This window comes from Nocardia thailandica NBRC 100428 (assembly GCF_000308795.1).
Lineage (GTDB): Bacteria > Actinomycetota > Actinomycetes > Mycobacteriales > Mycobacteriaceae > Nocardia > Nocardia thailandica.
The window spans coordinates 47,253-72,453 of sequence record NZ_BAGK01000188.1 but is presented as its reverse complement, the minus strand read 5'-3'; the positions used below and the strand labels follow the sequence as shown (position 1 = coordinate 72,453).

The 25,201-nt window shown below is 71.9% G+C and carries 28 protein-coding genes and 1 pseudogene; 15 read left to right on the top strand and 14 right to left on the bottom strand.

The features are described 5' to 3' along the window. Window positions 1-204 precede the first annotated feature (204 nt). Together ON36_RS20980 and ON36_RS20975 are read left to right on the top strand one after the other, a co-directional pair. A complete protein-coding gene (locus ON36_RS20980; RefSeq protein ID WP_043656285.1) occupies window positions 205-447 on the top strand; it encodes a hypothetical protein in 243 nt (80 codons plus the stop codon). 137 nt (window positions 448-584) lie between these two features. Further along, window positions 585-1,463: an Ig-like domain-containing protein gene (locus ON36_RS20975; RefSeq protein ID WP_052314195.1), complete on the top strand. Its 879-nt coding sequence runs from the start codon at window positions 585-587 to the stop codon at window positions 1,461-1,463. A gap of 66 nt (window positions 1,464-1,529) precedes the next feature. Here the strand turns inward: ON36_RS20975 and rsgA are convergent, their stop codons facing one another. Together rsgA and aroA are read right to left on the bottom strand one after the other, a co-directional pair. Next, window positions 1,530-2,531, bottom strand: a complete 1,002-nt coding sequence (gene rsgA / locus ON36_RS20970) for a ribosome small subunit-dependent GTPase A (RefSeq protein ID WP_052314207.1) — start codon at window positions 2,529-2,531, stop codon at window positions 1,530-1,532. Further along, window positions 2,528-3,832 carry a 3-phosphoshikimate 1-carboxyvinyltransferase gene (aroA, locus tag ON36_RS20965; protein WP_043656281.1) on the bottom strand — a complete coding sequence of 435 codons (1,305 nt, stop codon included), beginning with the start codon at window positions 3,830-3,832 and terminating at the stop codon, window positions 2,528-2,530. The genes rsgA and aroA overlap by 4 nt, the downstream gene beginning before the upstream one ends. 93 nt (window positions 3,833-3,925) lie before the next feature. Here aroA and ON36_RS20960 point away from each other — a divergent pair, with 93 nt between their 5' ends. Further along, a complete protein-coding gene (locus ON36_RS20960) occupies window positions 3,926-4,729 on the top strand; it encodes an SOS response-associated peptidase (RefSeq protein ID WP_043656279.1) in 804 nt (267 codons plus the stop codon). 1 nt (window position 4,730) lies between these two features. Here the strand turns inward: ON36_RS20960 and ON36_RS20955 are convergent, their stop codons facing one another. Both ON36_RS20955 and ybaK read right to left on the bottom strand, forming a co-directional pair. Then, window positions 4,731-5,018, bottom strand: coding sequence for a hypothetical protein (locus ON36_RS20955; protein ID WP_157224963.1), 288 nt, complete (start codon window positions 5,016-5,018; stop codon window positions 4,731-4,733). A 102-nt stretch (window positions 5,019-5,120) separates the two neighbouring features. Further along, window positions 5,121-5,609, bottom strand: coding sequence for a Cys-tRNA(Pro) deacylase (gene ybaK, locus ON36_RS20950; RefSeq protein WP_043656274.1), 489 nt, complete (start codon window positions 5,607-5,609; stop codon window positions 5,121-5,123). A 160-nt stretch (window positions 5,610-5,769) separates the two neighbouring features. Here ybaK and ON36_RS20945 point away from each other — a divergent pair, with 160 nt between their 5' ends. Continuing rightward, window positions 5,770-6,498 carry a sigma-70 family RNA polymerase sigma factor gene (locus tag ON36_RS20945; RefSeq protein ID WP_373281819.1) on the top strand — a complete coding sequence of 243 codons (729 nt, stop codon included), beginning with the start codon at window positions 5,770-5,772 and terminating at the stop codon, window positions 6,496-6,498. Between the two features lie 91 nt (window positions 6,499-6,589). Further along, window positions 6,590-6,865 carry a mycothiol system anti-sigma-R factor gene (gene rsrA, locus ON36_RS20940; protein ID WP_174377596.1) on the top strand — a complete coding sequence of 92 codons (276 nt, stop codon included), beginning with the start codon at window positions 6,590-6,592 and terminating at the stop codon, window positions 6,863-6,865. A gap of 83 nt (window positions 6,866-6,948) precedes the next feature. Here the strand turns inward: rsrA and ON36_RS36955 are convergent, their stop codons facing one another. Next, a complete protein-coding gene (locus tag ON36_RS36955; RefSeq protein ID WP_022597109.1) occupies window positions 6,949-7,023 on the bottom strand; it encodes a 50S ribosomal protein bL37 in 75 nt (24 codons plus the stop codon). A 146-nt stretch (window positions 7,024-7,169) separates the two neighbouring features. Here ON36_RS36955 and ON36_RS20935 point away from each other — a divergent pair, with 146 nt between their 5' ends. Then, a complete protein-coding gene (locus tag ON36_RS20935) occupies window positions 7,170-7,385 on the top strand; it encodes a biotin/lipoyl-binding carrier protein (RefSeq protein ID WP_043656268.1) in 216 nt (71 codons plus the stop codon). Window positions 7,386-7,407: 22 nt separating this feature from the next. Next, window positions 7,408-8,922, top strand: coding sequence for a sensor histidine kinase (locus ON36_RS20930; protein ID WP_043656265.1), 1,515 nt, complete (start codon window positions 7,408-7,410; stop codon window positions 8,920-8,922). A gap of 489 nt (window positions 8,923-9,411) precedes the next feature. On the opposite strand, the gene ON36_RS20925 is transcribed toward ON36_RS20930, so the two are convergent. Both ON36_RS20925 and ON36_RS20920 read right to left on the bottom strand, forming a co-directional pair. Beyond that, on the bottom strand, window positions 9,412-9,666 hold the full coding sequence (locus ON36_RS20925; protein ID WP_011211115.1) for a WhiB family transcriptional regulator: 255 nt from the start codon (window positions 9,664-9,666) through the stop codon (window positions 9,412-9,414). A gap of 253 nt (window positions 9,667-9,919) precedes the next feature. Continuing rightward, on the bottom strand, window positions 9,920-10,864 hold the full coding sequence (locus tag ON36_RS20920) for a diacylglycerol/lipid kinase family protein (RefSeq protein ID WP_043656263.1): 945 nt from the start codon (window positions 10,862-10,864) through the stop codon (window positions 9,920-9,922). Between the two features lie 60 nt (window positions 10,865-10,924). Between ON36_RS20920 and ON36_RS20915 the strand changes: the two genes are divergently transcribed. Further along, window positions 10,925-11,347 (top strand): hypothetical protein, encoded by a 423-nt coding sequence (locus ON36_RS20915; protein WP_043656261.1) that lies wholly within the window; start codon window positions 10,925-10,927, stop codon window positions 11,345-11,347. On the opposite strand, the gene ON36_RS20910 is transcribed toward ON36_RS20915, so the two are convergent. The 5 genes and pseudogenes from ON36_RS20910 to ON36_RS20890 all read right to left on the bottom strand — a co-directional run. After that, a complete protein-coding gene (locus tag ON36_RS20910) occupies window positions 11,323-12,018 on the bottom strand; it encodes an endonuclease V (protein WP_043656258.1) in 696 nt (231 codons plus the stop codon). The genes ON36_RS20915 and ON36_RS20910 overlap by 25 nt on opposite strands. A gap of 2 nt (window positions 12,019-12,020) precedes the next feature. Further along, a complete protein-coding gene (locus ON36_RS20905; RefSeq protein ID WP_043656240.1) occupies window positions 12,021-12,503 on the bottom strand; it encodes a GNAT family N-acetyltransferase in 483 nt (160 codons plus the stop codon). Beyond that, the gene (locus tag ON36_RS20900) at window positions 12,500-13,123 is read right to left on the bottom strand and encodes an acid phosphatase (protein ID WP_373281818.1); all 624 of its coding nucleotides are present in this window, start codon (window positions 13,121-13,123) and stop codon (window positions 12,500-12,502) included. Before ON36_RS20900 ends, ON36_RS20905 begins: the two co-directional genes overlap by 4 nt. Before the next feature lie 26 nt (window positions 13,124-13,149). Then, window positions 13,150-14,385, bottom strand: a complete 1,236-nt coding sequence (locus tag ON36_RS20895; RefSeq protein ID WP_043656235.1) for an Rv3212 family protein — start codon at window positions 14,383-14,385, stop codon at window positions 13,150-13,152. Window positions 14,386-15,041: 656 nt separating this feature from the next. Beyond that, a pseudogene (locus ON36_RS20890) lies at window positions 15,042-16,458 on the bottom strand (DEAD/DEAH box helicase); the annotation flags it as partial. A gap of 441 nt (window positions 16,459-16,899) precedes the next feature. Here ON36_RS20890 and ON36_RS20885 point away from each other — a divergent pair. Further along, window positions 16,900-17,946, top strand: a complete 1,047-nt coding sequence (locus ON36_RS20885) for an alpha/beta fold hydrolase (RefSeq protein ID WP_043656234.1) — start codon at window positions 16,900-16,902, stop codon at window positions 17,944-17,946. A 28-nt stretch (window positions 17,947-17,974) separates the two neighbouring features. Further along, a complete protein-coding gene (locus tag ON36_RS20880; protein ID WP_043656232.1) occupies window positions 17,975-18,670 on the top strand; it encodes a ferritin-like fold-containing protein in 696 nt (231 codons plus the stop codon). A gap of 9 nt (window positions 18,671-18,679) precedes the next feature. Here the strand turns inward: ON36_RS20880 and ON36_RS20875 are convergent, their stop codons facing one another. After that, window positions 18,680-19,513: a helix-turn-helix transcriptional regulator gene (locus ON36_RS20875; protein ID WP_043656230.1), complete on the bottom strand. Its 834-nt coding sequence runs from the start codon at window positions 19,511-19,513 to the stop codon at window positions 18,680-18,682. Between the two features lie 103 nt (window positions 19,514-19,616). Here ON36_RS20875 and ON36_RS20870 point away from each other — a divergent pair, with 103 nt between their 5' ends. Beyond that, a complete protein-coding gene (locus ON36_RS20870; RefSeq protein ID WP_043656228.1) occupies window positions 19,617-20,159 on the top strand; it encodes a YceI family protein in 543 nt (180 codons plus the stop codon). Window positions 20,160-20,292: 133 nt separating this feature from the next. Next, on the top strand, window positions 20,293-20,520 hold the full coding sequence (locus ON36_RS20865; RefSeq protein ID WP_043656227.1) for a DUF3107 domain-containing protein: 228 nt from the start codon (window positions 20,293-20,295) through the stop codon (window positions 20,518-20,520). 407 nt (window positions 20,521-20,927) lie between these two features. Here ON36_RS20865 and fasR read toward each other — a convergent pair whose 3' ends face one another. Beyond that, complete coding sequence (gene fasR / locus ON36_RS20860) at window positions 20,928-21,593, bottom strand: HTH-type transcriptional activator FasR (RefSeq protein WP_043656225.1); 666 nt, start codon at window positions 21,591-21,593, stop codon at window positions 20,928-20,930. Window positions 21,594-21,891: 298 nt separating this feature from the next. On the opposite strand from fasR, the gene ON36_RS20855 reads away from it, so the two are divergent. From ON36_RS20855 to ON36_RS20845, 3 genes are all read left to right on the top strand, one after another. Beyond that, window positions 21,892-22,872: a DUF3152 domain-containing protein gene (locus tag ON36_RS20855; protein WP_043656373.1), complete on the top strand. Its 981-nt coding sequence runs from the start codon at window positions 21,892-21,894 to the stop codon at window positions 22,870-22,872. A gap of 95 nt (window positions 22,873-22,967) precedes the next feature. Next, window positions 22,968-24,149 carry an adenylyltransferase/sulfurtransferase MoeZ gene (moeZ, locus tag ON36_RS20850; RefSeq protein ID WP_043656223.1) on the top strand — a complete coding sequence of 394 codons (1,182 nt, stop codon included), beginning with the start codon at window positions 22,968-22,970 and terminating at the stop codon, window positions 24,147-24,149. 171 nt (window positions 24,150-24,320) lie between these two features. Continuing rightward, window positions 24,321-25,172 carry a TIGR02569 family protein gene (locus ON36_RS20845; protein ID WP_043656220.1) on the top strand — a complete coding sequence of 284 codons (852 nt, stop codon included), beginning with the start codon at window positions 24,321-24,323 and terminating at the stop codon, window positions 25,170-25,172. The last annotated feature ends 29 nt before the right edge of the window (window positions 25,173-25,201 follow it).

Genomic DNA, 25,201 nt, shown 5'->3' with positions numbered 1-25,201 from the left:
CGCTGTTTCCAAGTGGAGGTCAAGCGTTTTGGAAACAGTGTAGCCGCGTGCTCTGCAGCGAATACATGGTGAACTCGTTGTGGGCGACGAACCGGTCAACCCGGACGCAACCCGACACGTGTGGTCGATCTACGGGAGGCTCGCATGGTCAGGACAGCGGTGATAGCGATCGATCGGCTACGCATCCGGCGTACCCGGGCAGAGGTGGAAGTCGCGGCGCGGGAGATCGCCGCGGCCCACGGGTACGTCGTGGTGGGGGTGCTCTGCGGTCCGGAGTTGCTGCTGCCGGACATCTTGGACTTCGTGCTGGACAACGACGCCGACGTCCTCATCGTGCCGACCCTGGAGCACGTCGACGGCAACACGGCGTTCGTCCGCGAGATCTGCGACCTACAGGCGATGATGCCGCCCGCGCACTACACGCGCCTGCACCGGGCTACCGCCTAGCTATGAGTGAAACAAGAGAGTTTTCGATTCTGGACGTGTGACCCGTCACAATATGTTTGACTCTCGCCACCATCGCACGGACGTTCCCGGCGGTGGCCCGGCCGGGGCAGCCGGCCAGAGCAAGTGGAGAGTCGGACATGGCGGAGAAGGTAGTGCGGCGGACCGTGGGTTCGCTGGCGGTGTGGGCGGTGGCCGCGGGATTCGCGGTCGCCGCGGGCGCGGGACACGCGGCGGCGGCACCGGGCTCGATCACCTGGGCGGACGGCAACAGCAAGTTCACCAGGACGATCTCGAACGTGACCCCGACCGAGGGCGAAACGATCACCGTGCAAACGACATTCGAGCGCACCGCGATCCCCTTCGAGATCATCCAGGAGATCAAGGACCTGCACCCCGCCTGCCTGACCCCGGTCGCCGGTTCGACCAAGATGTCCGGTGACGCGGTGAGCATCGACAGCTCGGGGCCGGACTGGATCAAGGTGAAGCTGGGGCTGACGAAGTACGCGGTGTACCCCAACATCGAGCCCAAGTCGCGCACGTTCGAGGTCCAGTACAAGGTCGGCAACTGCGTCCGCGACACCGCGCTGCCCACCTCCATGCACTACAGCGGTTCGCTGGGCGAGGGCGTGTACCAGGACAAGGGTCCGGCGATCACGGTGGCCCGCAACACCACCGGCGTCACCCTGACCGCGCCCGCGACCGCGAAGGTCGGCACCGCCGTCTCGCTCTCGGCCGTGGTCACCGGCGCCCACGCGGGCGACACGGTGGAGTTCCTCGACGGCGGCACGGTCGTCGGGTCCGGCACGGTCGACGCCGCGGGCGCGGTGAGCGCGAGCTGGACCCCGTCGACCGCGGGCACCCGCACGCTGACCGCCCGCTACGGCGCCACCGCGTGGGCGTTGGGTTCGGTCTCGCCCGCCCGCTCGGTCAAGGTCGAATCCGTCGACGGCGGTGGCACTCCCGGCGGCGGCGAGACCCCGGGCGGCGGGACCGGAACCGGCTCGTTCGGCTTCTAGACCACGCGCTCCTGACCCCGTCTGGCGGGACGGGGTCAGGAGCCCTCCGACCCGCCGGGGAAGCCGCTACCAGGTCTCGTTGGAGTTCAGCGCCGACAGCAGCTGGCGGATCGCCGCGACCCGGCGTTCCTTGCCGGGCAGCTCGTCCAGCGCGCATTCCGGATCGGCGGGCGGACCCAGGTGGGTGCAGCCGCGCGGGCAGTCCTCGATCGCCTCGGCCAGGTCGGTGAACGCGGCGATGACGTCGTCGGGCGTGATGTGCGCCAGGCCGAAGGACCGCACGCCGGGCGTGTCGATGACCCAGCCGCCCTCGGGCAGCGGCAGCGCGACCGACTGCGTGGAGGTGTGCTTGCCCTTGCCGACGCCGGAGACCTCGCCCACCGCCCGCTCCGCGGCGGGGACGAGCCGGTTCACCAGGGTCGACTTGCCGACGCCGGAATGGCCGATCAGCGCGGTGAGCCGGTCCTTCAGCAGATCGAGCACCGGCTCGACCGGGTCGTCGATCCCGGCGTAGAGGATCGTCAAATCCAGATCCTCGAAGGCCGTGGCGAATTCGGATTCCGCCGCCAGGTCGTGCTTGGTCAGCACCAGGATCGGTTGCAGGCCACCGGCGTAGGCGGCCACCATGGCCCGCTCCACGAAACCGGTGCGCGGCGGCGGGTCGGCGAGGGCGACCACGATGAACAACTGCTCGGCGTTGCCGACCACGATCCGCTCGAACGGGTCGGTGTCGTCGGCGGTGCGGCGCAACACGGTTCGCCGCTCGGCGACCCGGACGATGCGGGCCAGGGTGTCGGGCCTGCCGGACAGGTCGCCGACCACGTCGACCTGATCGCCCACCACGATCGGGGTGCGGCCCAGCTCACGGGCGCGCATCGCGACGACCCGCCGGTCGGGGTCCCCGTCCAGGACGCACCCCCAGCGGCCGCGGTCGACCGAGACCACCATGGCCGCCTCGGCGTCGGAGTGCTGGGGACGGGTCTTGGTCCGCGGACGCGACGCCTTGCCGGGGCGGACCCGGACATCGGATTCGTCGTAGCTGGCGGCGGCGCGTCCCCGGCGGCTCAGCGCACCGCTCCCTCTTCCGACGGCGCGAGCATGCGCTCCCACAGCGTCACGAAGTTCGGCAGGGTCTTGGCGGTGGTGCCGATGTCCTCGATCTCGACGCCGGGCACACGCAGGCCGATGATCGCGCCCGCGGTGGCCATGCGGTGGTCGGCGTAGCTGTGCCAGCGGCCCGCGTGCAGGGGGGCCGGGGTGATCTCGAGACCGTCCTCGGTCTCGGTGACGGCGCCGCCGAGCCGGTTGATCTCGTTGGACAGCGCGGCGAGCCGGTCGGTCTCGTGGCCGCGCAGGTGCGCGATGCCCCGCAGCCACGAGGGGGAGTCGGCCAGCGCGGCCAGCGCGGCGACGGTCGGGGTGAGCTCGCCGACATCGTGCAGGTCGATGTCGATACCGGCCAGGCGCTCGGGGCCGCGCACGGTCAGCACGCCGTCGAAGACGCGGGCCTCGGCGCCCATGCGGACCAGGATCTCGCGGATCACGTCACCGGGCTGGGTGGTGCCGCGCGGCCACATCGGGACGCTGACCTCGCCCCCGGTCACCGCGGCGGCGGCCAGGAACGGGGTGGCGTTGGACAGGTCGGGCTCGATCTCCCAGTCCACCGCCCGGATCGGGCCCGGCGCCACGGTCCAGGTCTGCGCCTTCCGGGAGTCGGCGGGGGTGGTGACCGCGACGTCGGCGCGGCGCAGCATCTCCACGGTCATCTCGATGTGCGGCATGGACGGCAGCGCCTTGCCGTCGTGGTGCACCTCGATGCCCTCGGTGAACCGGGCCGCCGACAGCAGCAGGCCCGAGACGAACTGCGACGACCCCGAGGCGTCGATGACGACCTTGCCGCCGCGCACCGCGCCGGTGCCGTGCACGACGAAGGGCAGGCCGTCGCCGTCGATGTCGACGCCGAGCGAACGCAGCGCGTTCAGGATGGTCGAGAGCGGGCGGTGGCGGGCCTGCTCGTCACCGAAGAAGGCGACGTCGCCGCCCGCCAGCGCGGCCACCGGCGGCAGGAAGCGCATCACGGTGCCCGCCAGGCCGCAGTCGACCGCGCCCGCGCCCAGCGTGGCGGGGGTGACGGTGAGGGTCTCCGCCTCGCCGGTGATCTCGGTGCCCAGGCTGCGCAGCGCCTGGATCATCAGGTCGGTGTCGCGGCTGCGCAGCGCGCCGGTGAGTGTCGACGGACCGTCGGCGAGGGCCGCGAGGATGAGGGCGCGGTTGGTGATCGATTTCGACCCGGGCAGGGTGACGGTCGCGTGGACGGGGACCTCGACATGGGGCGCTGGCCAGAAGCTCACCCGTTCATCTTTCCCCATCACGCGGCCCGGCACACTACCGGTGCGTAAAACTCGCGGCCGCGTCGCGCCGGGTGTCCCGGTGTTGTCGGTCGCCGGTGGCAGCATGGGGACATGTGCGGACGATATGCGACGACCACGAATCCCGGCCGCCTGGCGGCCGACCTCGACGCCGTCGACGAGACCGGTGACGAGCCGGCGACCGCGTTCGCCGACAACGCCGATTACGCCGACTACAACGTGGCCCCGACCACCCGGGTGCTCACCGTGGTCGAGCGCCACGACCACGAACACCCCGACGACGATCCCCGCCTGCGGGTCCGGCGAATGCGCTGGGGCCTGATCCCGTCCTGGACCAAGGCCGCCGAGCCGGGCGTGCCCGCGAAGGGCAAGCCGCTGTTCAACGCCCGCGCCGACCGGGTGGTGAGCGCGCCGTCGTTCCGCGACTCGGCCCGCCGCAGGCGCTGCCTGGTGCCGATGGACGGCTGGTACGAGTGGTTGGTCGAGCCGGCGCCGACCGGCAAGGGCAAGGCGGTCAAGCAGCCGTTCTACATGGCGCACGCCGACGGCTCGCGGCTGTACATGGCCGGGCTGTGGTCGGTGTGGCGCGACCGCGACACCCCCGACGCGCCGCCGCTGATGTCGTGCACCATCCTGACGACCGACGCCATCGGCGACCTGGCGCGCATCCACGACCGCATGCCCCTGCCGATGCCGCGCGAACACTGGGACGCCTGGCTGGACCCCGACCATCCGGCCCCGGCCGACCTGCTCACCGGCGCCTCGCCCGCGGAAGTGGAGTCGATCGTCGCGCGCCCGGTGTCGACGCTGGTCAACAACGTGCGCAACAACGGGCCCGAACTGCTCGCCCCGGCCGCGGGTGCGGCCGGGGCGGAGGGACAGCTCGGACTGCTGTGACCTAGATCGGGCAGCCCACCGAGTCGGTGGCGATGTTGATACCGCACTTGACGATTCCGGTGACCAGATCGATCACGTCCTCGGCGACGCCGCCGCCGAGCTTCTCGGCCTTCTCGGCCTGACGGTCCTGCGGGGTGGACTTGCCACCACCCGCGCCCGGCCCGTCGAACGGGTACTCCGGTGCGGCGGCGGCGAACGGCGCCTGGGCCGCGACACCGCCGGTGACCAGGGCGGCGGCCGCGAAAGCGGCGACGACGGCACGGCGGACGCGATGGGGGGACTCGGGCACGGTGATCACTCCTCGACATCGAACACGCGAACGGGCATATGACAACCTGCGTCACAAGGATATTCGGAACCCGCCGCCGTGTGGGTCGCCCGCGCCGGTCGCTCAGGCGGTGATCGCGGCGGTGACCGCGCCCGCCGCCCGCACCAGATCGGCCGGGGCGAGCTCGATCTCCAGCCCCCGCCTGCCGCCGCTGCACAGCACCCGATCCCAGGTCAGGGCCGATTCGTCGACGACGGTCGGCAGCGCCTTCCGCTGGCCGAGCGGCGAGACACCGCCCAGCACATAGCCGGTGGCGCGCTCGGCTTTCGCCCGGTCGGCCATCGCGGCCTTCGGCGCGCCGAGGGCGGCCGCCGCGGCCTTGAGCGACAGTTTGGCGGGCACCGGCAGGACCGCGACCGCGAGCGCGCCGGTGGACAGCTCGATCACCAGGGTCTTGAAGATCTGGCCCGCCGCGACGCCGAGCGTCCCGGCCAGCGCGTCGACCGCCTCGGTGCCGTAGGACTCCGCGCGCGGGTCGTGGGCGTAGGAGTGCACGCGATGGGCGATGCCCGCGGTGGTGAGTGCCTTGATCGCGGGAGTGGAGGCGGCCATGTCCGCAACCCTAAGCATCACCGCAACCGCATTTCGCCGCCGGGAACACCGTTACCGGCGGCCGTGTTGCATCCAACGACACGACGATCGCGCACCAGGCGCGCCGCAGGCAGGAGGATTGGCAGTGACCGTGCTGCTCGAAGACCGTCCGGTCCGGGCGGTGGCGCCGCACCGGGGTGCGCCGACGATCCATCCCTACGAGCCGGTAGATTCGAGAGCTACGGCGATCGAAGGGATTGGTGTGACGAGCGACGACGACGCGGTGCCCGCCGAGGCGGAGACCGGCGCGGACGCGGCCACCGTGGACGAGGCGGAACTGGCGGCGCGGTTCGAGCGCGACGCGCTCCCGCTGCTCGACCAGCTCTACGGCGCGGCCCTGCGGATGACCCGGAATCCGGCCGACGCCGAGGACCTGGTGCAGGAGACCTACGTCAAGGCCTTCCAGGGGTTCAAGTCCTTCAAGGAGGGCACCAACCTGCGGGCCTGGCTGTACCGCATCCTGACCAACACCTACATCAACTCCTACCGCAAGAAGCAGCGCCAGCCCGCGCAGTACCCGACCGACGAGATCACCGACTGGCAGCTCGCCGCCACCGCCGAGCACTCCTCGACGGGCCTGCGCTCGGCCGAGGTCGAGGCCCTCGACGCGCTGCCCGACGACGAGATCAAGTCGGCGCTGCAGCAGCTGCCCGAGGAATTCCGGATGGCGGTGTACTACGCCGATGTCGAAGGCTTCCCGTACAAGGAGATCGCCGACATCATGGGCACCCCGATCGGTACCGTGATGTCCCGGCTGCACCGCGGCCGCAAGCAACTGAAGGGCCTGCTCGCCGACGTGGCGCGCGACCGGGGATTCGACCGTGGGGAACGCCAGGAGGTATCGAAGTGAGCGAGCGCCAGCGAGTGAACCATGGGCGCAGCGCGCGGTCGCGCACGACGGCGACGAGCGTCAGCGAGGTGGCGTCGTGAGCGATCCCGACATGGAGATGGACTGCACCGCCGTCCTCGCCGACGTGTGGCTCATGCTCGACGGCGAATGCGACGCGGCCACCCGCGCGCGGCTGCAGGAGCACATGGACCACTGCAGCCCCTGCATCGAGGCCTACGGTATCGAGGAGAAGATCAAGAGCCTGCTGGCCCGCAAGTGCGGCGGCGAGCACGCCCCGCAGGGCCTGCGCGACCGGCTGACCTTCGAGATCCGGCGCTCGATCACGATCACCCGCGTCGAGTCCGGTGACTGCGAACCGCAGCCCTGATCGACCCCGCGACGAAGAACAGCACGTGTCCCCTCGGGGAGCACGTGCTGTTCTCGTCTGTGGCCGCGTGCGCGGCCGGCAGCTCAGGCGTTGGGACGCTTGCCGTGGTTGGCGGCGTTCCCCTTGCGGCTGCGCTTCTTACGTCCACGCTTACCCATAGGTAGCTCCTCTCTGTGGGTCCTCCCCGCGAACCCGCGGAGGACGATCTGGTCGAGAGCCATTGTTTCATGTGTGGTTGGCTGTACTTTCGGCGGATACGGCCATCCATCGTCGCGGTGGCCGAACGACTACTGAACGGGGTGTCATGGCTGAAGAGGTGCGCGCGGAGATGGTGTCCACCGTGCTCGCTGTCGAGGTCGCGGTGGGCGAGCACGTGGTCGTCGACCAGACGCTGGTGCTGCTCGAGTCGATGAAGATGGAGATCCCGGTGCTCACCGAGGTCGAGGGCGATGTCACCTCGGTCGACGTCCAGCCCGGCCAGGTGCTACAGGCAGGCGACCTCATCGCCACCATCGCCTAGGAAGCGAAGCGGTAATCCTCTCGTGTCGACTCTGAGCGAACTGCTGGCCGAACACACCGATCTGCCCGGCCTTGCCGTGGACCATCTGCAACGGGTGGTGGGGGACTGGCAGTTACTGGCCGACCTGTCCTTCGCCGACCTGCTGCTCTGGGTGGGCGCGGGTCCGGTGTCCGAGGGCGCGGACGTGGTGTGCGTGGCGCAGATCCGCCCGACCACCGCCCCCACCGTGCACCACGAGGACAAGGTGGGCTCCACCGCCTCGCGCGCCGACTTCCCGCAGGTCTTCGAGACCCTGCTCACCGGCGCGGTGGTGCGCACCGACACCGAGATGGAAGTGGGCGGGGTGTATCACCCGCGTCCCGTGCACGCCGTGCGCGAGGCCATCCCGGTGCGCTGTGGCGAACACGTCATCGCCGTGCTGAGCCGCGACTCCGACCTGCAGCGCACGCGCGTGCGCAGCACCCTGGAGACCGCGTACGTGGCCTGCGCCGACGACCTGACCCAGATGATCGCCGACGGCAGCTTCCCGGTCGCGGAGGACCGCGCGGCGACCCATTCGACGCCGCGCGCGGGCGACGGCTTCATCCGCCTGGACACCGCGGGCATCGTGGTCTACGCCAGCCCCAACGCCCAGTCGGCCTACCACCGGATGGGGTTGCAGTCCGATCTGGTCGGCCAGGACCTGGCGGTGACGACCCGCTCGCTGATCACCGACCCGTTCGACGCGCAGGAGGTCGTCGCCGACATCCAGGCGGCGCTGGCGGGCCGCACCGGCAGGCGGATGGAGGTCGAGGCGCGCGGGGCGACGGTGCTGCTGCGCACCCTGGTCCTGCGGCCGGGCGGCGAGCTGGCCGGCCCGGCGGTGCTGGTGCGCGACGTCACCGAGGTCAAGCGGCGCGACCGCGCGCTGCTGAGCAAGGACGCCACCATCCGCGAGATCCACCACCGGGTGAAGAACAACCTGCAGACCGTCGCCGCGCTGCTGCGCCTGCAGGCCCGCCGCACCGAGAACCCCGAGGCGCAGGTCGCGCTGACCGAGTCGGTGCGCCGGGTCACCTCCATCGCCTCGGTGCACGAGATGCTGTCGATGTCGGTGGACGAAGAGGTCGACCTCGACGAGGTCGTCGACCGGCTGCTGCCGATCATGGCCGACGTGGCGACCGTGCACACCGCCCGGATCACCGTGCGCCGCGCGGGCTCGCTCGGCGTCTTCTCCGCCGAGCGGGCCACCCCGCTGGTGATGGTGCTGACCGAGCTCGTCCAGAACGCCATCGAGCACGCCTTCGACGCGGGCCAGGAGGGGACCGTCACGATCCGCTCGGAGCGCTCGGCCCGCTGGCTGGACGTGATCATCAGCGACGACGGCCGCGGCCTCCCGCCCGGCTTCCGCCTGGAGAGCTCCGACCGCCTCGGCCTGCAGATCGTCCGCACCCTCGTGACCTCGGAACTGGGCGGCTCCATCGGCCTGCACCCCGGCGCCGACATCGGCACCGACGCCGTCCTCCGGGTCCCCCTCGGCCGCCGCGGCGGACGCTGATAGATCCCCAAGGGCCACAACCGATTCCGTCAAGTCGCGCGAGGTCCATGCTCCACGTGGGCCGCACCGCTCGGCCCGCACTACCGCGGGCCGGACCCCGGCGTGGTCCGAGCCTCGTGGCTCGCCCCGGGTGTGGGCTGGCCTCCCGTGGGTCGCCTCGGGTGTGGGTCGGCCTCCCGTGGGTCGCCTCGGGTGTGGGCCGGCCTCCCGTGGGTCGTCCCGCGTGTGAGCTGCCCTCCCGTGAGTCGTGGGCCGACCTCGAGGAGGCCCGCCCGCGCAGCGGGCGTCGCGGCCGTCCCGCCGAAGCGCGGGGGTTTTCGTAGCAGCGAAGTCGCACGAAAACCCCCGCGCTTCGGCGGGACAGAAGGGGCCGCGACCAGGGCGCACCAGCGCCCAAACAAAACAGCCCGGCACCTTCGCGGTGCCGGGCTTTCTACCTGCGTTACCGGGCCGGGCTGTGATGGCCCGGCAACGCCGTTGTCGTCCGGGTCAGACGACGGTGCGCGTACGGGTGCGCGCGTTGCGACGCTTGAGCGCGCGACGCTCGTCTTCGCTCATGCCACCCCACACGCCGGCATCCTGTCCCGACTTCAGGGCCCACGACAGGCAATCGGCGGTGACGGGGCAGCGGGCGCAGACCAGCTTGGCATCGGCAATCTGCGCGAGCGCAGGACCACTGTTACCCACCGGGAAGAACAGCTCGGGGTCCTCGTCGCGACAGATGGCCTTGTGGCGCCAGTCCATTCCTCTGCTCCTTTGCATGGGCACCCCAAAGGGCACCGCTGGTTGGTGGATCGTTCACTTGTGCGACTCGAATGTTTCCGCACGGTTGCTTGTGAATGCTTTCACGAACACCGTAGATGTCAATAGGTATCCAGTGCACCGTGGGGAAGCTCACGCTGTGAAGGCCCCTGCATGGGGGACCTGCCCGGTCCTTTGTACTCGCACCCGCGGGTTTTTGCAGCGCAACCGGGAGATTTTTCGCGGCGTTTCCCCGCTAGGAAGGCTTGGGGGCGACCACATCCAGTACCTCGGGCACGGATGTGAAATGCACCATGTTGCGTTTACCGAGGAAGTCGCCATCGATTTGCAGGCCGATCGGCTCCGGCGTCTCGATCCGGACCGACGGCGCGTCGTCGACCCGAAAGAGGGCGTCCGACTTCGGGTTTCCCGAGGTCGACAGCAACTGTCGGGCGACGAGCAGGGTGTCGATCAGTCCCATGGACCGCATGGCGAACACGCCGAGCCCGGTTTCGAAGGACGTTCCCGGATTCGTGCGAATCGGGCGGTCCTCGAGATAGGTCCACGGGCTCGAATTCGTGACGAAGGCGTAATGAACCTCGTCCACCGGATCATGCCCGGGGACCTCGACGGTGACCGTCGGCGCATTGCCCTTCGCGTGCAGGAACCGGCTCACGGTGGTGCGCAGATAGCGGGCCGGGGTGGCTTTGTGTCCCTTGGCGCGCGCGGCGTCGATCGATTCGCACACGTCGGCGTCGAGGCCGACGCCCGCGCTGAAGGTGAACCAGCGGTCGTCGGCCAGGCCGAGCCCGATCCGGCGGTCGGCGTCGCGGGCGAGCAGGTCGATGAGCTGGTTGGTCGCGGTGACCGGATCGGGGGACAGGCCGAGCGCGCGGGCGAAGACGTTGGCCGAACCGCCGGGGATGATGCCGAGGCGCGGGCGCCACACCTCCTCGTCGCCGACCTGGGGCAGCGGCAGGAAACCGTTGATGGTCTCGTTGACCGTCCCGTCGCCCCCGTGCACGACGATCAGGTCCATCTGCTGGGTGGAGGCCCACTGGGCCAGCTCGGCGGCGTGGCCGCGGTGCTGGGTGTGCGCAACGGTCAGCTGCGTGCGGCTCTCCAGGGCGTGGGCCAGCAGGTCCCTGGTCGCCGGGGTGGTCGAGGTGGCATTCGGGTTGACGATGAGCAGCGTGCGCACACCATCGAGGGTAGTGGCTGTGCGCGGGGCCACTGCCCGCCGCGTCGTACGCTGGGCCGCGTGGCAGAGCGAGACGAGACCGAGGCCGGTGTCCCGGCGACCGTGCGCGCGGCGGGCGTGCTGGTCACGCTGGAGGGCGTGACCGGCGTCGTCGCGGCGATCGTGAACGTGGTGCGGGCCGCCCTCGGCGAGGACCAGTCGATCGTGAGCGGCGTCGGCAACGCGATCTGGTTCGGCGCCATCGGCGGCGGCGTCCTGGCGGCGGGCGTCTCGCTGCTGCTGGGCAAACGCTGGGGCCGGGCCATCGCGGCCATCGCCAACCTGCTGCTGCTCCCGGTCGCCTGGTCGCTGCTCACCGATTCGCACCAGCCGCTCTACGGCGTGCTGCTCGGTGTCGTCGTGATCGCCACCCTGGCGACGCTGTTCGCGCCGCCGTCCAACCGCTGGATGGCGCGCGACTACGGCGAGCTGCCCGCCGACTGACCGGCGGCCTTCAGCGCCTCCCTGCACAGGTGATCGGCGCGGCGGGTGGTCTCGGGCTGGCGGAATCCCCGCGTCAGCGCCAGCACCTGCGCGCACGCGGTGTCGAGGTCGATGAGATGGCCCACCGAGACGAACAGCGGCTTCACCGCGTCGCGGGTGCGCAGCGCGCGCCCCACGACCTCGCCGTCGATGGTCACCGGGGTGGCGTCACCGCGCCGCGGGCCGGGCTCGGCGTAGTCGCCCCACACCGATTTGGCGACGCCGATCGTCGGCAGGCCGGCGAGCAGCCCGACGTGGCAGGCCAGCCCGAACCGGCGCGGGTGCGCCAGCCCCTGCGCGTCGCACACCAGCAGGTCGGGGGTGACGGCGAGCTGCTCCAGGGCCGCGACCGTCGCGGGCAGCTCACGGAAGGCGAGCAGGCCGGGGACGTAGGGGAACGTCGAGACCCCGTGCGCCACCGCCGTTTCCACGGTGTCCAGGGTGGCGGTGTCGAGGACGACCGCGGCGGTGGCGACGGTGCCGTCGGCGGCGTAGGCCGAGTCGATCCCGGCGACCGTCGCGAACCGCGGCGGCGCCGGGTTCTCCGCGCGGACCGCGGGCCGCAGCCGGTCCTGCAGCGCGATCGCCTCGTCCGGGGTGGCGGGCCATTCCCGCGGCCGGTCGATGCGCACCCTCAGCCCTTCGCGGCCAGGGCGGCCAGCGCGTCGCCGGAGAGGCGGTAGCCGACCCATTCGTCCTGCGCGTCGGCGCCGAGGGACTCGTAGAAGCCGATCGACGGGGTGTTCCAGGTGAGCACCGACCACGCCACCCTGCTGTACCCGTGCTCGACGGCCTCGGCCGCCAGCGCCGCCAGCAGCGCGCGCCCGAGCCCGGCCCCGCGCGCGGCGGGGCGCACGTAGAGGTCCTCCAGGTAGATACCGTGCACGCCGTCCCAGGTGGAGAAGTTGAGGAACCAGATGGCGCAACCGGTCACGACGCCGTCGAGCTCGGCGACATGGGCGAACAGCGCGGGCCGGTCGCCGAACAGCGCCGCGTCGAGCTGCTCGGCGGTCAGCGTGCACTCGTCGCGGGCCTTCTCGTACTCGGCCAGGTCGTAGACGAGGTCGACCAGCGCGGGCACGTCGGCGGGCACGGCGCGACGCACGGTGAGGCTCATCGGGCTCCTCCGGGATCGAGGTGGGTGGTGAGGTTGTGGTGCAGGATCGTGCGCGTGTCGTGCTCGTAGCCGAGGACGCTCACCCCGGCGGTGGACAGCGCGAACCGGCGGCCCTCGGTGACCGGGAACTCGGCCCAGCGGGCGATGAGGACCCGGGAGAAGTGCCCGTGCCCGACCAGCACCACATCGCGGTCCGCCAGCAGCGGCGTGACCGTCCCGAGCACCCGGTCGGCGCGCACCCGGACCTGTTCGGCCGTCTCGCCGCCGGGCACCGGCGCGGTCCACACCGTCCAGCCGGGGACGGTCTCGCGGATCTGGGCGGTGGTGGTGCCCTCGTAGTCGCCGTAGTCCCACTCCACCAGGTCGTCGTCGACGCGCGGGTCGGGCAACCCCGCCAGCTCGGCGGTGTGGACCGCGCGCCTGCGGGGGCTGGTGAGCACCAGGGGATTCCGCAGGTCCAGCGCCGCCACGACGGCGCCCGCCTGCTTCGCCTGCGCCTCGCCGTGCGGGGTCAGGGGGACGTCGGTGGTGCTGGTGTGCCTGCGGGCCCTTGCCCATTCGGTCTCGCCGTGCCGCAGGACGACGAGCCGGGATTCTTCGGAAGCCGCCATGGGAGCCATCATGGCAGCCCGGCAGGCGCGGGCGTTCAGCCCAGGGCGTAGGTGCGGTCGCCGCGGCGCTCGACCACGGTGGTGCCGACGACGGCGGTGGAGATGGGGCCGCCGTGATAGTCGCCGCGGGTCACCGGGATGCGGGTGACCGTGGCGCCGGTCTGCGGATCCAGGGCCAGCACCCCGTCGGGGACGGGCACGAGCAGGTCACCGGCCATGGACGCCGGGGGGCCGAGCACGCCGGACACGCTCCACAGCACGTCCATGGTGGCGGCGCTCAGGGCGATGAGGCCGTCGCCGGTGAAGACGTAGTAGGTCGCCGCGATGCGGGTGGTCGCGGTGTCCTTCGTCAGCGGGGCGGTCAGCCGGTGGGTGGTGACCGGGTTGCCGGACGCGTCGTAGATCGCCAGCCGGGGCGGGGTCTCCGGGCCGGTCGCGGTGGCCGGGGCGGGCGGCAGGTAGACCGCGATCTTGGTGTCGGAGGTCGCCACCACGCGCGCGTCGGGGGAGTCGGCGCCGGGTTCGGTCAGGACGTGGGAGCCCTGCTCCTCGGGGACGGTGGAGTCCTTGGGGGCCGGGGTGAGCACCGTCAGCCGGTTGGACGGGTCGTCCGGGCAGCGCTCGAGCACCGCCAGGCGGGCCGAACTCGAGGCGCCGGAGAGCAGTTCGCAGTCCTTGCGCGGCTGGGTGCGCGGATTGACCGGCGCGTCGACGTAGCCGTACTCGAGGGTGCGCACCAGGTCCGAGCGCCACAGCTCCAGGCGTTCGGCGCCGCGCGCCAGCAGGTAGGTGCCGTCGCCGGTCAGGGTGATCTCGGGATCGGAGTAGCTGCTCCGCGCGCCGCGTCGGGCGCCGGTGTCGCCGTCGAGCATGGTGACCTGGCTGCACCCGCGCTGGTCCCTGTACACCGCGATGACCATGCCGAACTGCGACTCCAGCGCGCACAGCGGCATGTCCCGGCGGTACCACCACACCTGCTCGCCGGTCACCGGGTCGCGCCCGCTCACCGTCCCGTCCTCGCCGGTGACGACCACGCCGCCGGAGACCAGAGCCCGCCTGCTCGTCGTGTCGGCCGCGCTCCACAGTTCGCGCAGGGCCGAGGGCAGCGCCGTGGCCGCCACCGGCGTGGTGACCGGCGTCTCGGCCGTCGCGGATTCGGTCCCGGTGACATCGGCACGGGCCCATACCACGATCGCCGCCACCGCGACGGCGACGGCGATCGCCACTGCGGCAAAGATATCGGCGCGCGTCCGCCGCTCCGGTGCGAGCACGGGGCCGAGTGTAGGGGAAAGTGGCCGTGCGCGGCCGAGGGGGTTGGCCCGGCGCGGCGACGGCACGCGACCGAACGGTGCGAGGCCGTGACGCGCACGGGGAAACGAAACGGTCGCCGCCACTTCCGGTCGGGGAGTGGCGGCGACCGTGGTCACCGGGTCGCGCCGCGGCGCGATCCGTCAGGCGCGCGCGGGCACCGGATCGGCGGTCGCGGGCGCGTCGGACTCCGCGGCGGCGGGCTTGCGGCGACGGCGGCGGGCCGGCTTGTCGGCGGCCGCGTCGCCTCCCTCGGCGGGCGCGGAATCCGCTGCGGCGGAATCGGTGTCGGCGCCCTCGGCGGAGGTACGACGGCGACGGCGGCGGGCGGGCCTGTCGGCGGGCGCGTCACCGGAGTCGGCCTGCGCGGCCTGCGCGGCGGCGTCGCCCTGCGACTCGGCGGCCGGGACGACGTCCACGGCGGCCTCGCCCTGCGCGGACTCCGCCGGTGCCTGCGTGGTCTCGGCGCCCGCGGCGTCGCCCTGGCCGCCGGTGCGGCGGCGACGGCGACGGCGCGCGGGCTTGACGCCCTCGTCCGCGCCGCCTTCAGTGGTGGCCTCGGCGGCCTCGGCGGCCTCGGCGGCCTCGGCGGTCTGCGGGGTGCCCGCCTGGCCCGCCTCGGTGGCGCGGCCGCCCCGGGTGCGGCGACGGTTGCGGGTGCTCTTGGGCCGCTCGGCGCGCTCGACGACCGTGTCGCCCTCCTCGCGGGCCGGGCGCGGCTTGCGGACGGTGCCGGTGACGCCCTCCGGGATGCCGAGGTCGCTGAACAGGTGCGGCGAGCGGGAGTAGGTCTCCACCGGCTCGGGGATGCCGAGGCCGAGCGCCTTGTCGATGGACGCCCAGCGGTGCAGCTCGTCCCAGTCGATCAGGGTGACGGCGACGCCGGTGCGGCCCGCGCGGCCGGTGCGGCCGATGCGGTGGACGTAGGTCTTCTCGTCCTCGGGGCACTGGTAGTTGATGACGTGGGTGACGTCGTCGATGTCGATACCGCGGGCGGCGACGTCGGTGGCGACCAGCACGTCGATCTTGCCCTCGCGGAACTTCGTGAGCGCCTTCTCACGGGCGATCTGGCCGAGGTCGCCGTGCACCGCGCCGACGGCGAACCCGCGCTCGGCCAGGTCGTCGGCGACCTTCTGCGCGGTGCGCTTGGTGCGGGTGAAGATCATGGTCGCGCCGCGGCTCTCGGCCTGCAGCACGCGCGCGACCAGCTCGCTCTTGTCCAGGGCGTGGGCGCGGTAGACGAACTGGGCGGTGCGATCGTGCACCGCGGAATCGCTGGCCTCCTCGGCGCGGATGTGCGTCGGGCGGGTCAGGAAGGTGCGGGCCAGGGTGATGATCGGGCCGGGCATCGTCGCCGAGAACAGCATGGTCTGGCGGGCCTCGGGCACCATGTTCAGGATGCGCTCGATGTCGGGCAGGAAGCCGAGGTCGAGCATCTCGTCGGCCTCGTCCAGCACCAGCACGCCGATCTTGCCGAGGATCAGGTGGTTCTGGTTGGCCAGGTCGAGTAGTCGGCCGGGCGTGCCGACGACCACGTCGACGCCGTCCCGCAGGGCCTCGATCTGCGACTCGTAGGGGCGCCCGCCGTAGATGGCCGCGACCTTGAGCGCGCCCTTGTGGTTGGTGAGGTACTTGCTGGCGTTCTCCAGGTCGTTGGTGACCTGGATGCAGAGCTCACGCGTCGGCACGATGACCAGCGCGCGGGGGGTGCCGTCGAGCGGGGTGGTGCCCGAGCCGGCGGTGGCGACGCGGTGCAGCAGCGGCACGCCGAAGCCGAAGGTCTTGCCCATGCCCGTGCGGGCCTGGCCGATGAGGTCCTCACCGGCCAGCGCCAGCGGCAGGGTGAGTTCCTGGATCGCGAAGGTGCGTTCGATGCCGATCTCGCCCAGCGCCCGCACGATTTCGTCGCGCACGCCGAGTTCGGCGAAGCTGGGGGCGGTATGGGTGGTGTCCAGTTCGGCCGTCAGCAGGGTGTCGGTGACACCGGGTTCCTGTTCGACACTGATCTTGCTCAGGGTTCGCGCCTTTCCTCGTATCGCATCTCGCACGCACGAGGTGGGGCGGGCCGGTCGGCCCGCGACGACCACATATCCGCCTGTGATGTTCACTGCGGCCACCGCCGGCCACCTGCCCGGGCCAGGCGTTTCGCGTGGCCGCTCGGGAGGGTCGCGGCGCGGCGCGTCGGTGATGCGGATCCGAGTGCGCGCACATTTTCCGTGGACTTCGCGCCGCCGAGCCGGTCACCGGGGGCAACCGTGGCGGCAAATGAGCGTTGTCCGAGGTTATTGTAGCGTGATATTGTGCCGCGCCCGAATTACACGCCCGGCAATTGGCGGGCAATTGGCCGGCGCGGCGCCCGCGCGCCTGCGTGACGGCGCTGTGGCGCACCGCAATTCGATCGCCGCCGGGCGCCCGGCGACGCCGGTGTAATCGAGCTCACTTGGTACCGCCGGTACCGCCTGTGAGACATTTCTGTCGTGAGCATCACCGACACCGTCGCCCTCGCGGCCCGCAACGCCTGGGCGCTGACCTTCGGCGGCGGGATCGAACCCGTCGATCCCGCGCCCTCCACCGTGCTGTTCGACGAGCCGCACCGCCTGCTCCGCCGCTACGACGGCGCCGATCCGGCGGCCGACGGCGCGGTCCTGCTGGTGCCCCCGCTCGCCGCGCCCGCGCTGTGCTTCGACCTGCGCCCCGACCAGAGCCTGGCCCGCCACCTCGTCGACACCGGTCGCGCGCCCTACCTCGTCGACTACGGCGACATCGGCTTCGCCGACCGCGCGATGGGCTTCGAGGACTGGGTCGCCGACATCCTGCCCGAGGCCGTGCGCCGGGTCAGCGAGGACCGCGGCGGCGCCCCGGTCGACCTGATCGGCTGGTCCATCGGCGGCCTGTTCGCCCTGCTCACCGCCGCCGCGAACGAGGAACTGCCGATCCGCTCGGTCACCGCCGTCGGCCCGCCGCTCGACTACAGCAGGCTGCCGATGGTCCCGCAGCTGCGCGCGGTCGCCCGCCCGACCGGCGGCCGCGTCGTCTCCTCGGCCATCCGCGCCCTCGGCGGCGTCCCCGCGCCGGTGACCCGGCTCAGCTATCGGCTCACCGCCCTCGACCGCGAGGTCAAGCGGCCCTGGTTCATCGCCTCCAACATCACCGCGACCGACACCCTGGCCCGCATGGAATCCATCGACCGGTTCCAGGCGCGCATGCCCGGCTACCCGGGGCGCTTCTACGGCCAGCTGTGGGGCCGGGCCATCCTGGCCGACGACCTGGGCCGCGGCAGGCTCGAGCTCACCGGGCACACCATCGAGCTGTCGAAGGTGACCGTGCCCGTGCTGCTGATCGGCGGCACCGCCGACGTCATCGTGCCGCGCGCGATGGTGCGGGCCGGCCTGCGCACGCTGACGGGATCGCCCTCGGTGACCTACGAGGAGGTGCCCGGCAGCCACCTGGGCATCCTGGCCGGGCCCACCGCCCGGGAGACCACCTGGCCGCTGCTGGACAAGTTCCTTGCCGAGCGCGGCTGAGTCCGCGCCGGGGCTAAGCTCGGCAACCATGGGAGCACAGACCTCTGCCGCGCCGGATGCGACCGAACCGACCACCACGACCCTGCCGGTGGACCACCCCGGCGTGACCGAACTGTTCGCGGTGCTCGCCTACGGTGAGATCTCCGCCTTCTACCGGCTCGCCGAGGAGGCCGCGCTCGCCCCCGACCTGCGCGGCCGGGTCGCGGTGGCGCGCATGGCCGCCGCCGAACTCGGCCACTACGAGGTCCTCGACGCCGCGCTCACCGCGCGCGGGGTCGAGACCGAATCGGTGATGGAGCACTACCGCTCCGCCCTCGACGCCTACCACGCCTCCACCGACCCCTCGACCTGGCTCGAGTCGATGGTGAAGTTCTACGTCGCCGACGGCCTGGCCGCCGACTTCTACACCGAGATCGCGGGCGCCCTGCCCGCCGAGGTCGCCGACGTGGTGCGCGAGGTGCTGGGGGAGACCTCGCACTCGCAGTTCGTGGTCGAGGAGGTGCGCAACGCCGTCGCCGCCAGCCGCTCGGCCCGCGACCGCCTGACCCTGTGGGGCCGCCGCCTGCTCGGCGAGGCGATCACCCAGGCCCAGCACGTGATGGCCCAGCGCGACGAGCTGGCCGAGCTGGTCCTCGCGGTCACCGGCGACCTCAACGGCATCGCCGCGCTCTTCGACCGCATGCAGACCTCGCACGCGGCCCGCATGGCCGAACTCGGCCTCTAGCCCCGGCACTCAGCCCGCGCGCCCGCGCAGCAACCGCAGCTCGGGCGCGCGGGCCGCGTCTGCGCCGGGCAGCCACACCACCACGCGCTGGTCGCGGGCGGCCTCCAGCGTCTGCACGGTGAACGACAGCGTCCCCCGGTCGGGATGCTCGAGGCGCAGGCCGTGCGCGGTGTCGGCGGCGAGCCGGTGCGGCTGCCAGCGCGTCTCGAAATCGGGCACCTTCCGCAGCACCGCGATCAGCTCGCGCAGCCGCTGATCGAACGGCCGGGCCAGCAGCGCCAGCCCGAGCTGGGCCGTCAGCTGCTCGGCCACCTCCGCCCACGCCGGAAAGACGGCGCGCGCCCGGGGATCGAGGAACACGTAGCGGGCCAGATTCGGCTCGTCGTCGAGCAGGCCGAGCCCGTCGGCGAGCTCGGCCCAGCTCGCGTTGTGCGCCAGGATCTCGAGACGCGGCCCGAGGACGAACGCCGGAGCCGCGCCCAGCGCGTCGAGCACGGCGCTCACCCCGGGGTCGACCCGCAGCGAGTCGGGATCGAATCCGTTCTCCGGGCACCGGGATTCGACGCCGCCGGACAGCGCGAGCCAGGCGAACCGGCTGCGCTCGGCGTCGTTGAGCAGCAGCGCCGCGGCCAGCGCCTCGACCACCGCCATCGACGGATTCGTGTCGCGGCCCTGCTCGAGGCGGGCCAGATAGTCCGCGCTCATGCCCGCGCGGACGGCGACCTCCTCGCGGCGCAGGCCGGGGGTGCGGCGGCGTCCGCCGCCGGGCAGGCCGACATCGGCCGGGCTCAGCTCGGCCCGGCGCGCGACGAGGAACTCGGCGAAGCAGCTGCGGTGGGTCATATCGTTCGATCGTGGCAGCGGGGCGGCCCGATAGCCACGCCCTGTCAGGTCCAGGATAACGGCGGTGTGGTTAACGGACCGCGGTCCGGTCAGGCTGGGAACCATGACGACTTCCGAAACCACCACCACCGCCCTCGCCCCCGGCGCCTGGGCCCTCGACACCGCCCACTCCTCGGTCTCCTTCACCATCCGCCACCTCGGCATCGCCAAGGTCCGCGGCGGCTTCACCGGATTCGACACCGAATTCACCGTCGACGAGACCGGCGCGGCCACCATCGGCGCCACCATCGACCTGAACACCTTCGACACCGGAAACCCCGACCGCGACAACCACATCCGCGCCGCCGACTTCCTCGACGTCGCCCACCGCCCCACCCTCACCTTCCGCGCGAACGGGCCGGTCCGCGTCGCCGAGACCTTCACCGTCGCCGGCGAGGCCACCCTCGGCGACGTCACCCGCCCGGTCACCCTCGACGTCGAATGGGGCGGACTCAACGACCTGCCCGACGGCAGCCGCCACGCGGGCTTCTCGGCCACCGGCGAGATCAAGCGCACCGACTTCGGCGTCGGCGGCCCGCTGCCGGGACTGCTCTCCGACGCGGTGAAGATCGAACTCGAGATCCAGCTGATCGAACCGGCCGCCTGAACCGCCCGACAGCGCCCCGAACAGCCGCCCGGCCGTTCGCTCACAGCGCAGGCGGGCGTGTCACGGCCGTGCCCGCCCTGCACTAGCCTGGGACCGACAGCAGAAGGACTCTTCTTACGTTCGGAGGTTGGCCGTGGAGGTCAAGATCGGTATCTCGGATAGCCCGCGTGAGCTCGTCATCAACAGCGCGCAGACCCCCGAGGAGGTCGAGGCCCTCGTCTCCGACGCGCTCAGCGGCCAGTCCGGTGTCGTCGCGCTGACCGACGAGAAGGGCCGGAAGTTCCTGATCCAGTCCGCCAAGGTCGCCTACGTCGAGATCGGCGCGCAGACCGGCGGGCGCGTGGGCTTCGCCGCTGTGTAGTTGGAGCGCTGGCGCGCTCGAGTCGCGGCCCTTCGGGCCCCGACGAAGAAGACCCCGACCCCCGCGGCTGCGCCGCATCGGGTCGGGGTCTTCTTCGTCGGGGCGGCCGCGACGCTCGCTTCGCTCGCCGGCCTCCTCGGGGTCGGCCGGTGCGGGGTTGCGTTCCGGCGGAAGGTGATCGATGGTGCGGTTGTCGAGGGTCCTCGGTGTGGGCGACGGCGGTCTTCGAGATGCCGTAGGAGACGGAGGGCCGGGGGCGATGTGCCCGATGACGGTCCGTGAGGCACCGTGCCGATGACGGTCCGTGAGGCACAGTGCCGATGACGGTCCGTGAGGCACAGTGCCGACGACGGTCCGTGGGGCACGGGGCCGCGACGGTCGCTCCGCGCGCGGAGTAGCCGATACGGTCAGCCGATGGGGTGCAGCGGCACGTGGGACAGACCGCCCCAGGCCAGGGCGACCGTGGTGTCGACGGCTTCGTCCTTGGGGATCGGGCGGTCGGCCTCGAGCCAGTACCGGGCGGTGAACTGGCTGGCGCCGACCAGGCCGACGGCCAGGATGCGGGCGCGGTAGGGGTCGAGGCCGGAGTCGTGGGCGACGAGGTCGAAGACGGCGTCCACGCAGGCCTCGGTGGCCTGCTCGACCCGCCGCTGCACCTGCGGCTCGCTGGTGAGGTCGGACTCGAAGACCAGGCGGAAGCCCTGCATCTCGTTGTCGACGAAGTCGAAGTAGGCGGCGACGGCGGCGCGGACGCGCTGGCGGTTGTCGGTGGTGGAGCGCAGCGCCTGGCGCACGCTCGACACCAGGATGTCGACATAGTTCTGCAGCACGGCGAGGTACAGCTCGAGCTTGCTGGCGAAGTGCTGGTACAGCACCGGCTTGCTCACGCCCGCGACCTGGGAGATCTCGTCCATGCCCGCGGCGTGGTACCCGCGCTGGACGAACACTTCGCTGGCCGCGTGGAGCAGTTGCTGCCGCCGCGCGTCGCGCGGTAGCCGGGTGCCGCGCTTGGCCGGTGCCGGGGTGTCCGGTGCCGATCGGCGGGACGTCCTGCGGTCCACGAGGTCAGTCATCTCGGCTTTCTTGTCGTTCGCCGGTGCGCTCGGCCCGGCACTGTGATTCCCCAGACGATACCTGGGGTCCGTGCCCTTATCGATTCGCCTTTCCTCAATGTAGTACCAGCCCACTGTAGGTTTCGCGCCGTAACCGCCCAGATCGGCCCCGGCCGCCGCCCACCGCCCGGCCCCGCTGTGAGAATCTGGTGGGGTGATCGACCGACCGGAACGACCATCCGGCGCAGACCCGAGCGACGCCGATCCCCGGGACCCTGCCGCCGCGTCCGTGACGGAATCGCAGGGGCGGGAAGTCGAGATCTACGACCCGCTCGGCCTGTACTCGCCGGCCGACCGCTCCCGGCAGCCGTTGCGCGCCCGCTGGGACCCGCTGGCCGCGGACGAGGGCCGTAGTCGTGCCCCGCGCCAGCGCGAGACCAAGAAGCAGAGCCTGCTCGGCCGGTTCGTCTCCACCTACGGCTGGCGGGCCTACGCGCTGCCGGTCCTGGTGGCCATCACCGTGGTCGTCGGCGTGGACGCCGCCCGCACCACCGGCGAGACCGCTACGCGCGACCCGGGTTTCGGCGCGCTCAGCCCCGGCGCCCCGACCTCGGGCGTCATCGGCGCCCCGCCCGGCGACGGGAAGTTCCCCGCCAACCTGCCCAGCGGCGCCCTGCCCGAGGGCGGCCCCTACGCCACCACCGGCGCGGGCACCTGGCGCATCGTGCCCGGCGGCACCCCGCAGGTCGGCAAGGGCACCGAGCGGGTCTTCACCTACACCGTCGAGATCGAGGACGGCATGGACACCACGGGGTTCGGCGGCGACCAGGCCGTGGCGACGATGGTCGAGTCCACCCTGGCCAACCCCAAGAGCTGGGTGCACGACCAGCGCTTCGCGTTCCGCCGGGTCGACGCGGGAGAGCCGGACTTCCGCCTCTCGCTGACCTCCCGCGACACCACCCGCGCCACCTGTGGATTCGAGATCCCCATCGACTCCTCCTGCTACAACGCCGGGCTGGACCGGGTGGTGCTCTCGGAGGTCCGCTGGGTCCGCGGCGCGACCGCCTTCGACGGCGACATCGGCTCCTACCGCCAGTACCAGATCAACCACGAGGTCGGGCACGCCATCGGCTATCACGCGCACCAGCCGTGCGAGAACGAGGGCGGCCTGGCGCCGGTGATGATGCAGCAGACCTTCGGCACCCGCAACAACGACATCGCCGCCCTCGACCCCGACGGCGTTGTGCCCGCCGACGGCAAGAGCTGCCGCTTCAACCCGTGGCCGTACCCGCGCGGCTGAGCATGTGATCCATGCGGGACCATAGCGGGGAAGAACAACCCGCCCGCCCGCGTTGTCCTCGGGTACCGGCCCATTCGATACGAGGAGTCATCGACGTGTCATCAACCCGATCCCTACCGCCGCTGGTCGAACCGGCCGCGGAGCTGACCAGGGACGAGGTCGCCCGCTACAGCAGGCACCTGATCATCCCGGATCTGGGCGTCGACGGGCAGAAGCGGCTCAAGAACGCCAAGGTCCTCGTCATCGGTGCGGGCGGTCTCGGTTCGCCCGCGCTGCTCTACCTGGCGGCGGCGGGCGTCGGCACCCTCGGCATCGTCGAGTTCGACGAGGTCGACGCCTCCAACCTGCAGCGCCAGGTCATCCACGGCGAGTCCGACATCGGCCGCCCCAAGGCCGACAGCGCCCGCGACTCCATCCTGGAGATCAACTCCGGCATCGACGTGCGGCTGCACAAGATCCGCCTCGAGCCGGACAACGCCGTCGAGCTGTTCGCCGAGTACGACCTGATCGTCGACGGCACCGACAACTTCGCCACCCGCTACCTGGTCAACGACGCCGCCGTGCTGGCGGGCAAGCCGTACGTGTGGGGCTCGATCTACCGCTTCGAGGGCCAGGTCTCGGTGTTCTGGGAGGACGCCCCCGACGGCCGCGGCATCAACTACCGCGACCTCTACCCCGAGGCCCCGCCGCCGGGCATGGTCCCGTCCTGCGCCGAGGGCGGCGTGCTCGGCGTGCTGTGCGCCTCCATCGGCTCGATCATGGTGACCGAGGCGATCAAGCTGATCACCGGCATCGGCGAGACGCTGCTCGGCAGGCTCATGGTCTACGACGCACTGGACATGAACTACCGCACCATCAAGCTGCGCCGCGACCCCGAGCGTCAGCCGATCACCGAGCTGATCGACTACGACGCCTTCTGCGGCGTCGTCTCGGAGGAGGGCATGGCGGCCGCGGCCGGGTCGACCATCACCGCGCGCGAACTCAAGGACCTCCTCGACGCCGACAAGGTGCAGCTGATCGACGTCCGCGAGCCGGTCGAGTGGGACATCGTGCACATCGACGGGGCGACGCTGATCCCCAAGGACCGCATCCTCTCCGGCGAGGCGCTCTCGGAGCTGCCGCAGAACAAGCCGATCGTGCTGCACTGCAAGACCGGCATCCGGTCGGCCGAGGCGCTGGCCGCGCTCAAGCGCGCCGGCTTCGCCGACGCCACCCACCTGCAGGGCGGCGTGGTCGCGTGGGCCAACCAGGTGGACCCGAGCCTGCCGGTGTACTGACCGGGCGAGGGCCGGTGGCGATCGTTTCCGGCGATCGCCGACGGACCCACCCGTCACTGTTCGGTCCCCCTCTGCGCCGAGGTCACGAGGCCGAAACAACGCGGCGCCGGCCGCGCCTGTCCCGGCGCGGCGTGCCGGAAACAGGGTTATCGGCCGGTTAACGTACGGTTCGTGACTTCTGTAGAACCTCCCGAGCACGTGCGCGCCACGTTCGGGCTGCGCGAAGTGACTCCCGTGTCCCTCGGGGACTGGGACGGTGGCTGGCGGCTCGGTGACGTGGTGCTCTCGCCGGTGGCCGATCACGCGCGCGCCGCGTGGTCGGCCAAGGTCCGCGAGCACCTCGACGTCGACGGTCTCCGGGTGGCGCGCCCCGTGCGCGCCACCGACGGCCGCTACGTGGTCTCCGGCTGGCGCGCCGACACCTACCTCGACGGCGCGCCCGAACCCCGGCACGACGAGGTCGTCTCGGTCTCGCTGCGCCTGCACAAGGCGACCGACCAGCTCGAGCGCCCCCGTTTCCTCTCCCAGCCCCCGGTGCCGCCGTGGGTCGACGTCGACGTCTTCGTGGCCGCCGACCGCTGCGCCTGGGAGGCGGTCCCGCTGCGCAGCCTCCGCGCGGGCGGCGTCCCCTCGGTCCCCACCCCCGACGCCCAGCGCAGCCTCGAACTCATCGGCCAGCTCGCCACCCTGCGCAAACCGGTCCACCAGCCCGACCAGCTCGTCCACGGCGACCTCTTCGGCACCGTCCTCTTCGCGGGCGCCGCCACCCCCGGCCTGACCGACATCACCCCCTACTGGCGCCCCGCCGCCTGGGCCGCCGGTGTCATCGTCGTCGACGCGCTGGCCTGGGGCGGCGCCGACGACGGCCTCCTCGACCGCTGGTCCTCCCTCCCGGACTGGCCACAGATGCTGTTGCGCGCGTTGATGTTCCGCCTGGCCGTCCACGCCCTGCACCCGCGCTCCACCCCGGAGGCCTTCCCGGGCCTCGCCCGCACCGCGGACATGGTCCGGCTGGCACTGTGACGACCGTGCTCGGCCGTGACACGAGGCCC

Excerpts from the sequence above, each read along its gene's own strand:
- aroA (WP_043656281.1), bottom strand. The coding sequence starts at position 3,832 with ATGGGGAAAGATGAACGGGTGAGCTTCTGGCCAGCGCCCCATGTCGAG.
- ON36_RS20875 (WP_043656230.1), bottom strand. The coding sequence starts at position 19,513 with ATGACCCACCGCAGCTGCTTCGCCGAGTTCCTCGTCGCGCGCCGGGCC.
- ON36_RS20935 (WP_043656268.1), top strand. The coding sequence starts at position 7,170 with ATGGCTGAAGAGGTGCGCGCGGAGATGGTGTCCACCGTGCTCGCTGTC.
- rsrA (WP_174377596.1), top strand. The coding sequence starts at position 6,590 with ATGGAGATGGACTGCACCGCCGTCCTCGCCGACGTGTGGCTCATGCTC.
- ON36_RS20975 (WP_052314195.1), top strand. The coding sequence starts at position 585 with ATGGCGGAGAAGGTAGTGCGGCGGACCGTGGGTTCGCTGGCGGTGTGG.
- ON36_RS20960 (WP_043656279.1), top strand. The coding sequence starts at position 3,926 with ATGTGCGGACGATATGCGACGACCACGAATCCCGGCCGCCTGGCGGCC.
- ON36_RS20900 (WP_373281818.1), bottom strand. The coding sequence starts at position 13,123 with ATGGCTCCCATGGCGGCTTCCGAAGAATCCCGGCTCGTCGTCCTGCGG.
- ON36_RS20880 (WP_043656232.1), top strand. The coding sequence starts at position 17,975 with ATGGGAGCACAGACCTCTGCCGCGCCGGATGCGACCGAACCGACCACC.
- fasR (WP_043656225.1), bottom strand. The coding sequence starts at position 21,593 with ATGACTGACCTCGTGGACCGCAGGACGTCCCGCCGATCGGCACCGGAC.
- ON36_RS20905 (WP_043656240.1), bottom strand. The coding sequence starts at position 12,503 with ATGAGCCTCACCGTGCGTCGCGCCGTGCCCGCCGACGTGCCCGCGCTG.
- ON36_RS20870 (WP_043656228.1), top strand. The coding sequence starts at position 19,617 with ATGACGACTTCCGAAACCACCACCACCGCCCTCGCCCCCGGCGCCTGG.
- ybaK (WP_043656274.1), bottom strand. The coding sequence starts at position 5,609 with ATGGCCGCCTCCACTCCCGCGATCAAGGCACTCACCACCGCGGGCATC.
- ON36_RS20925 (WP_011211115.1), bottom strand. The coding sequence starts at position 9,666 with ATGGACTGGCGCCACAAGGCCATCTGTCGCGACGAGGACCCCGAGCTG.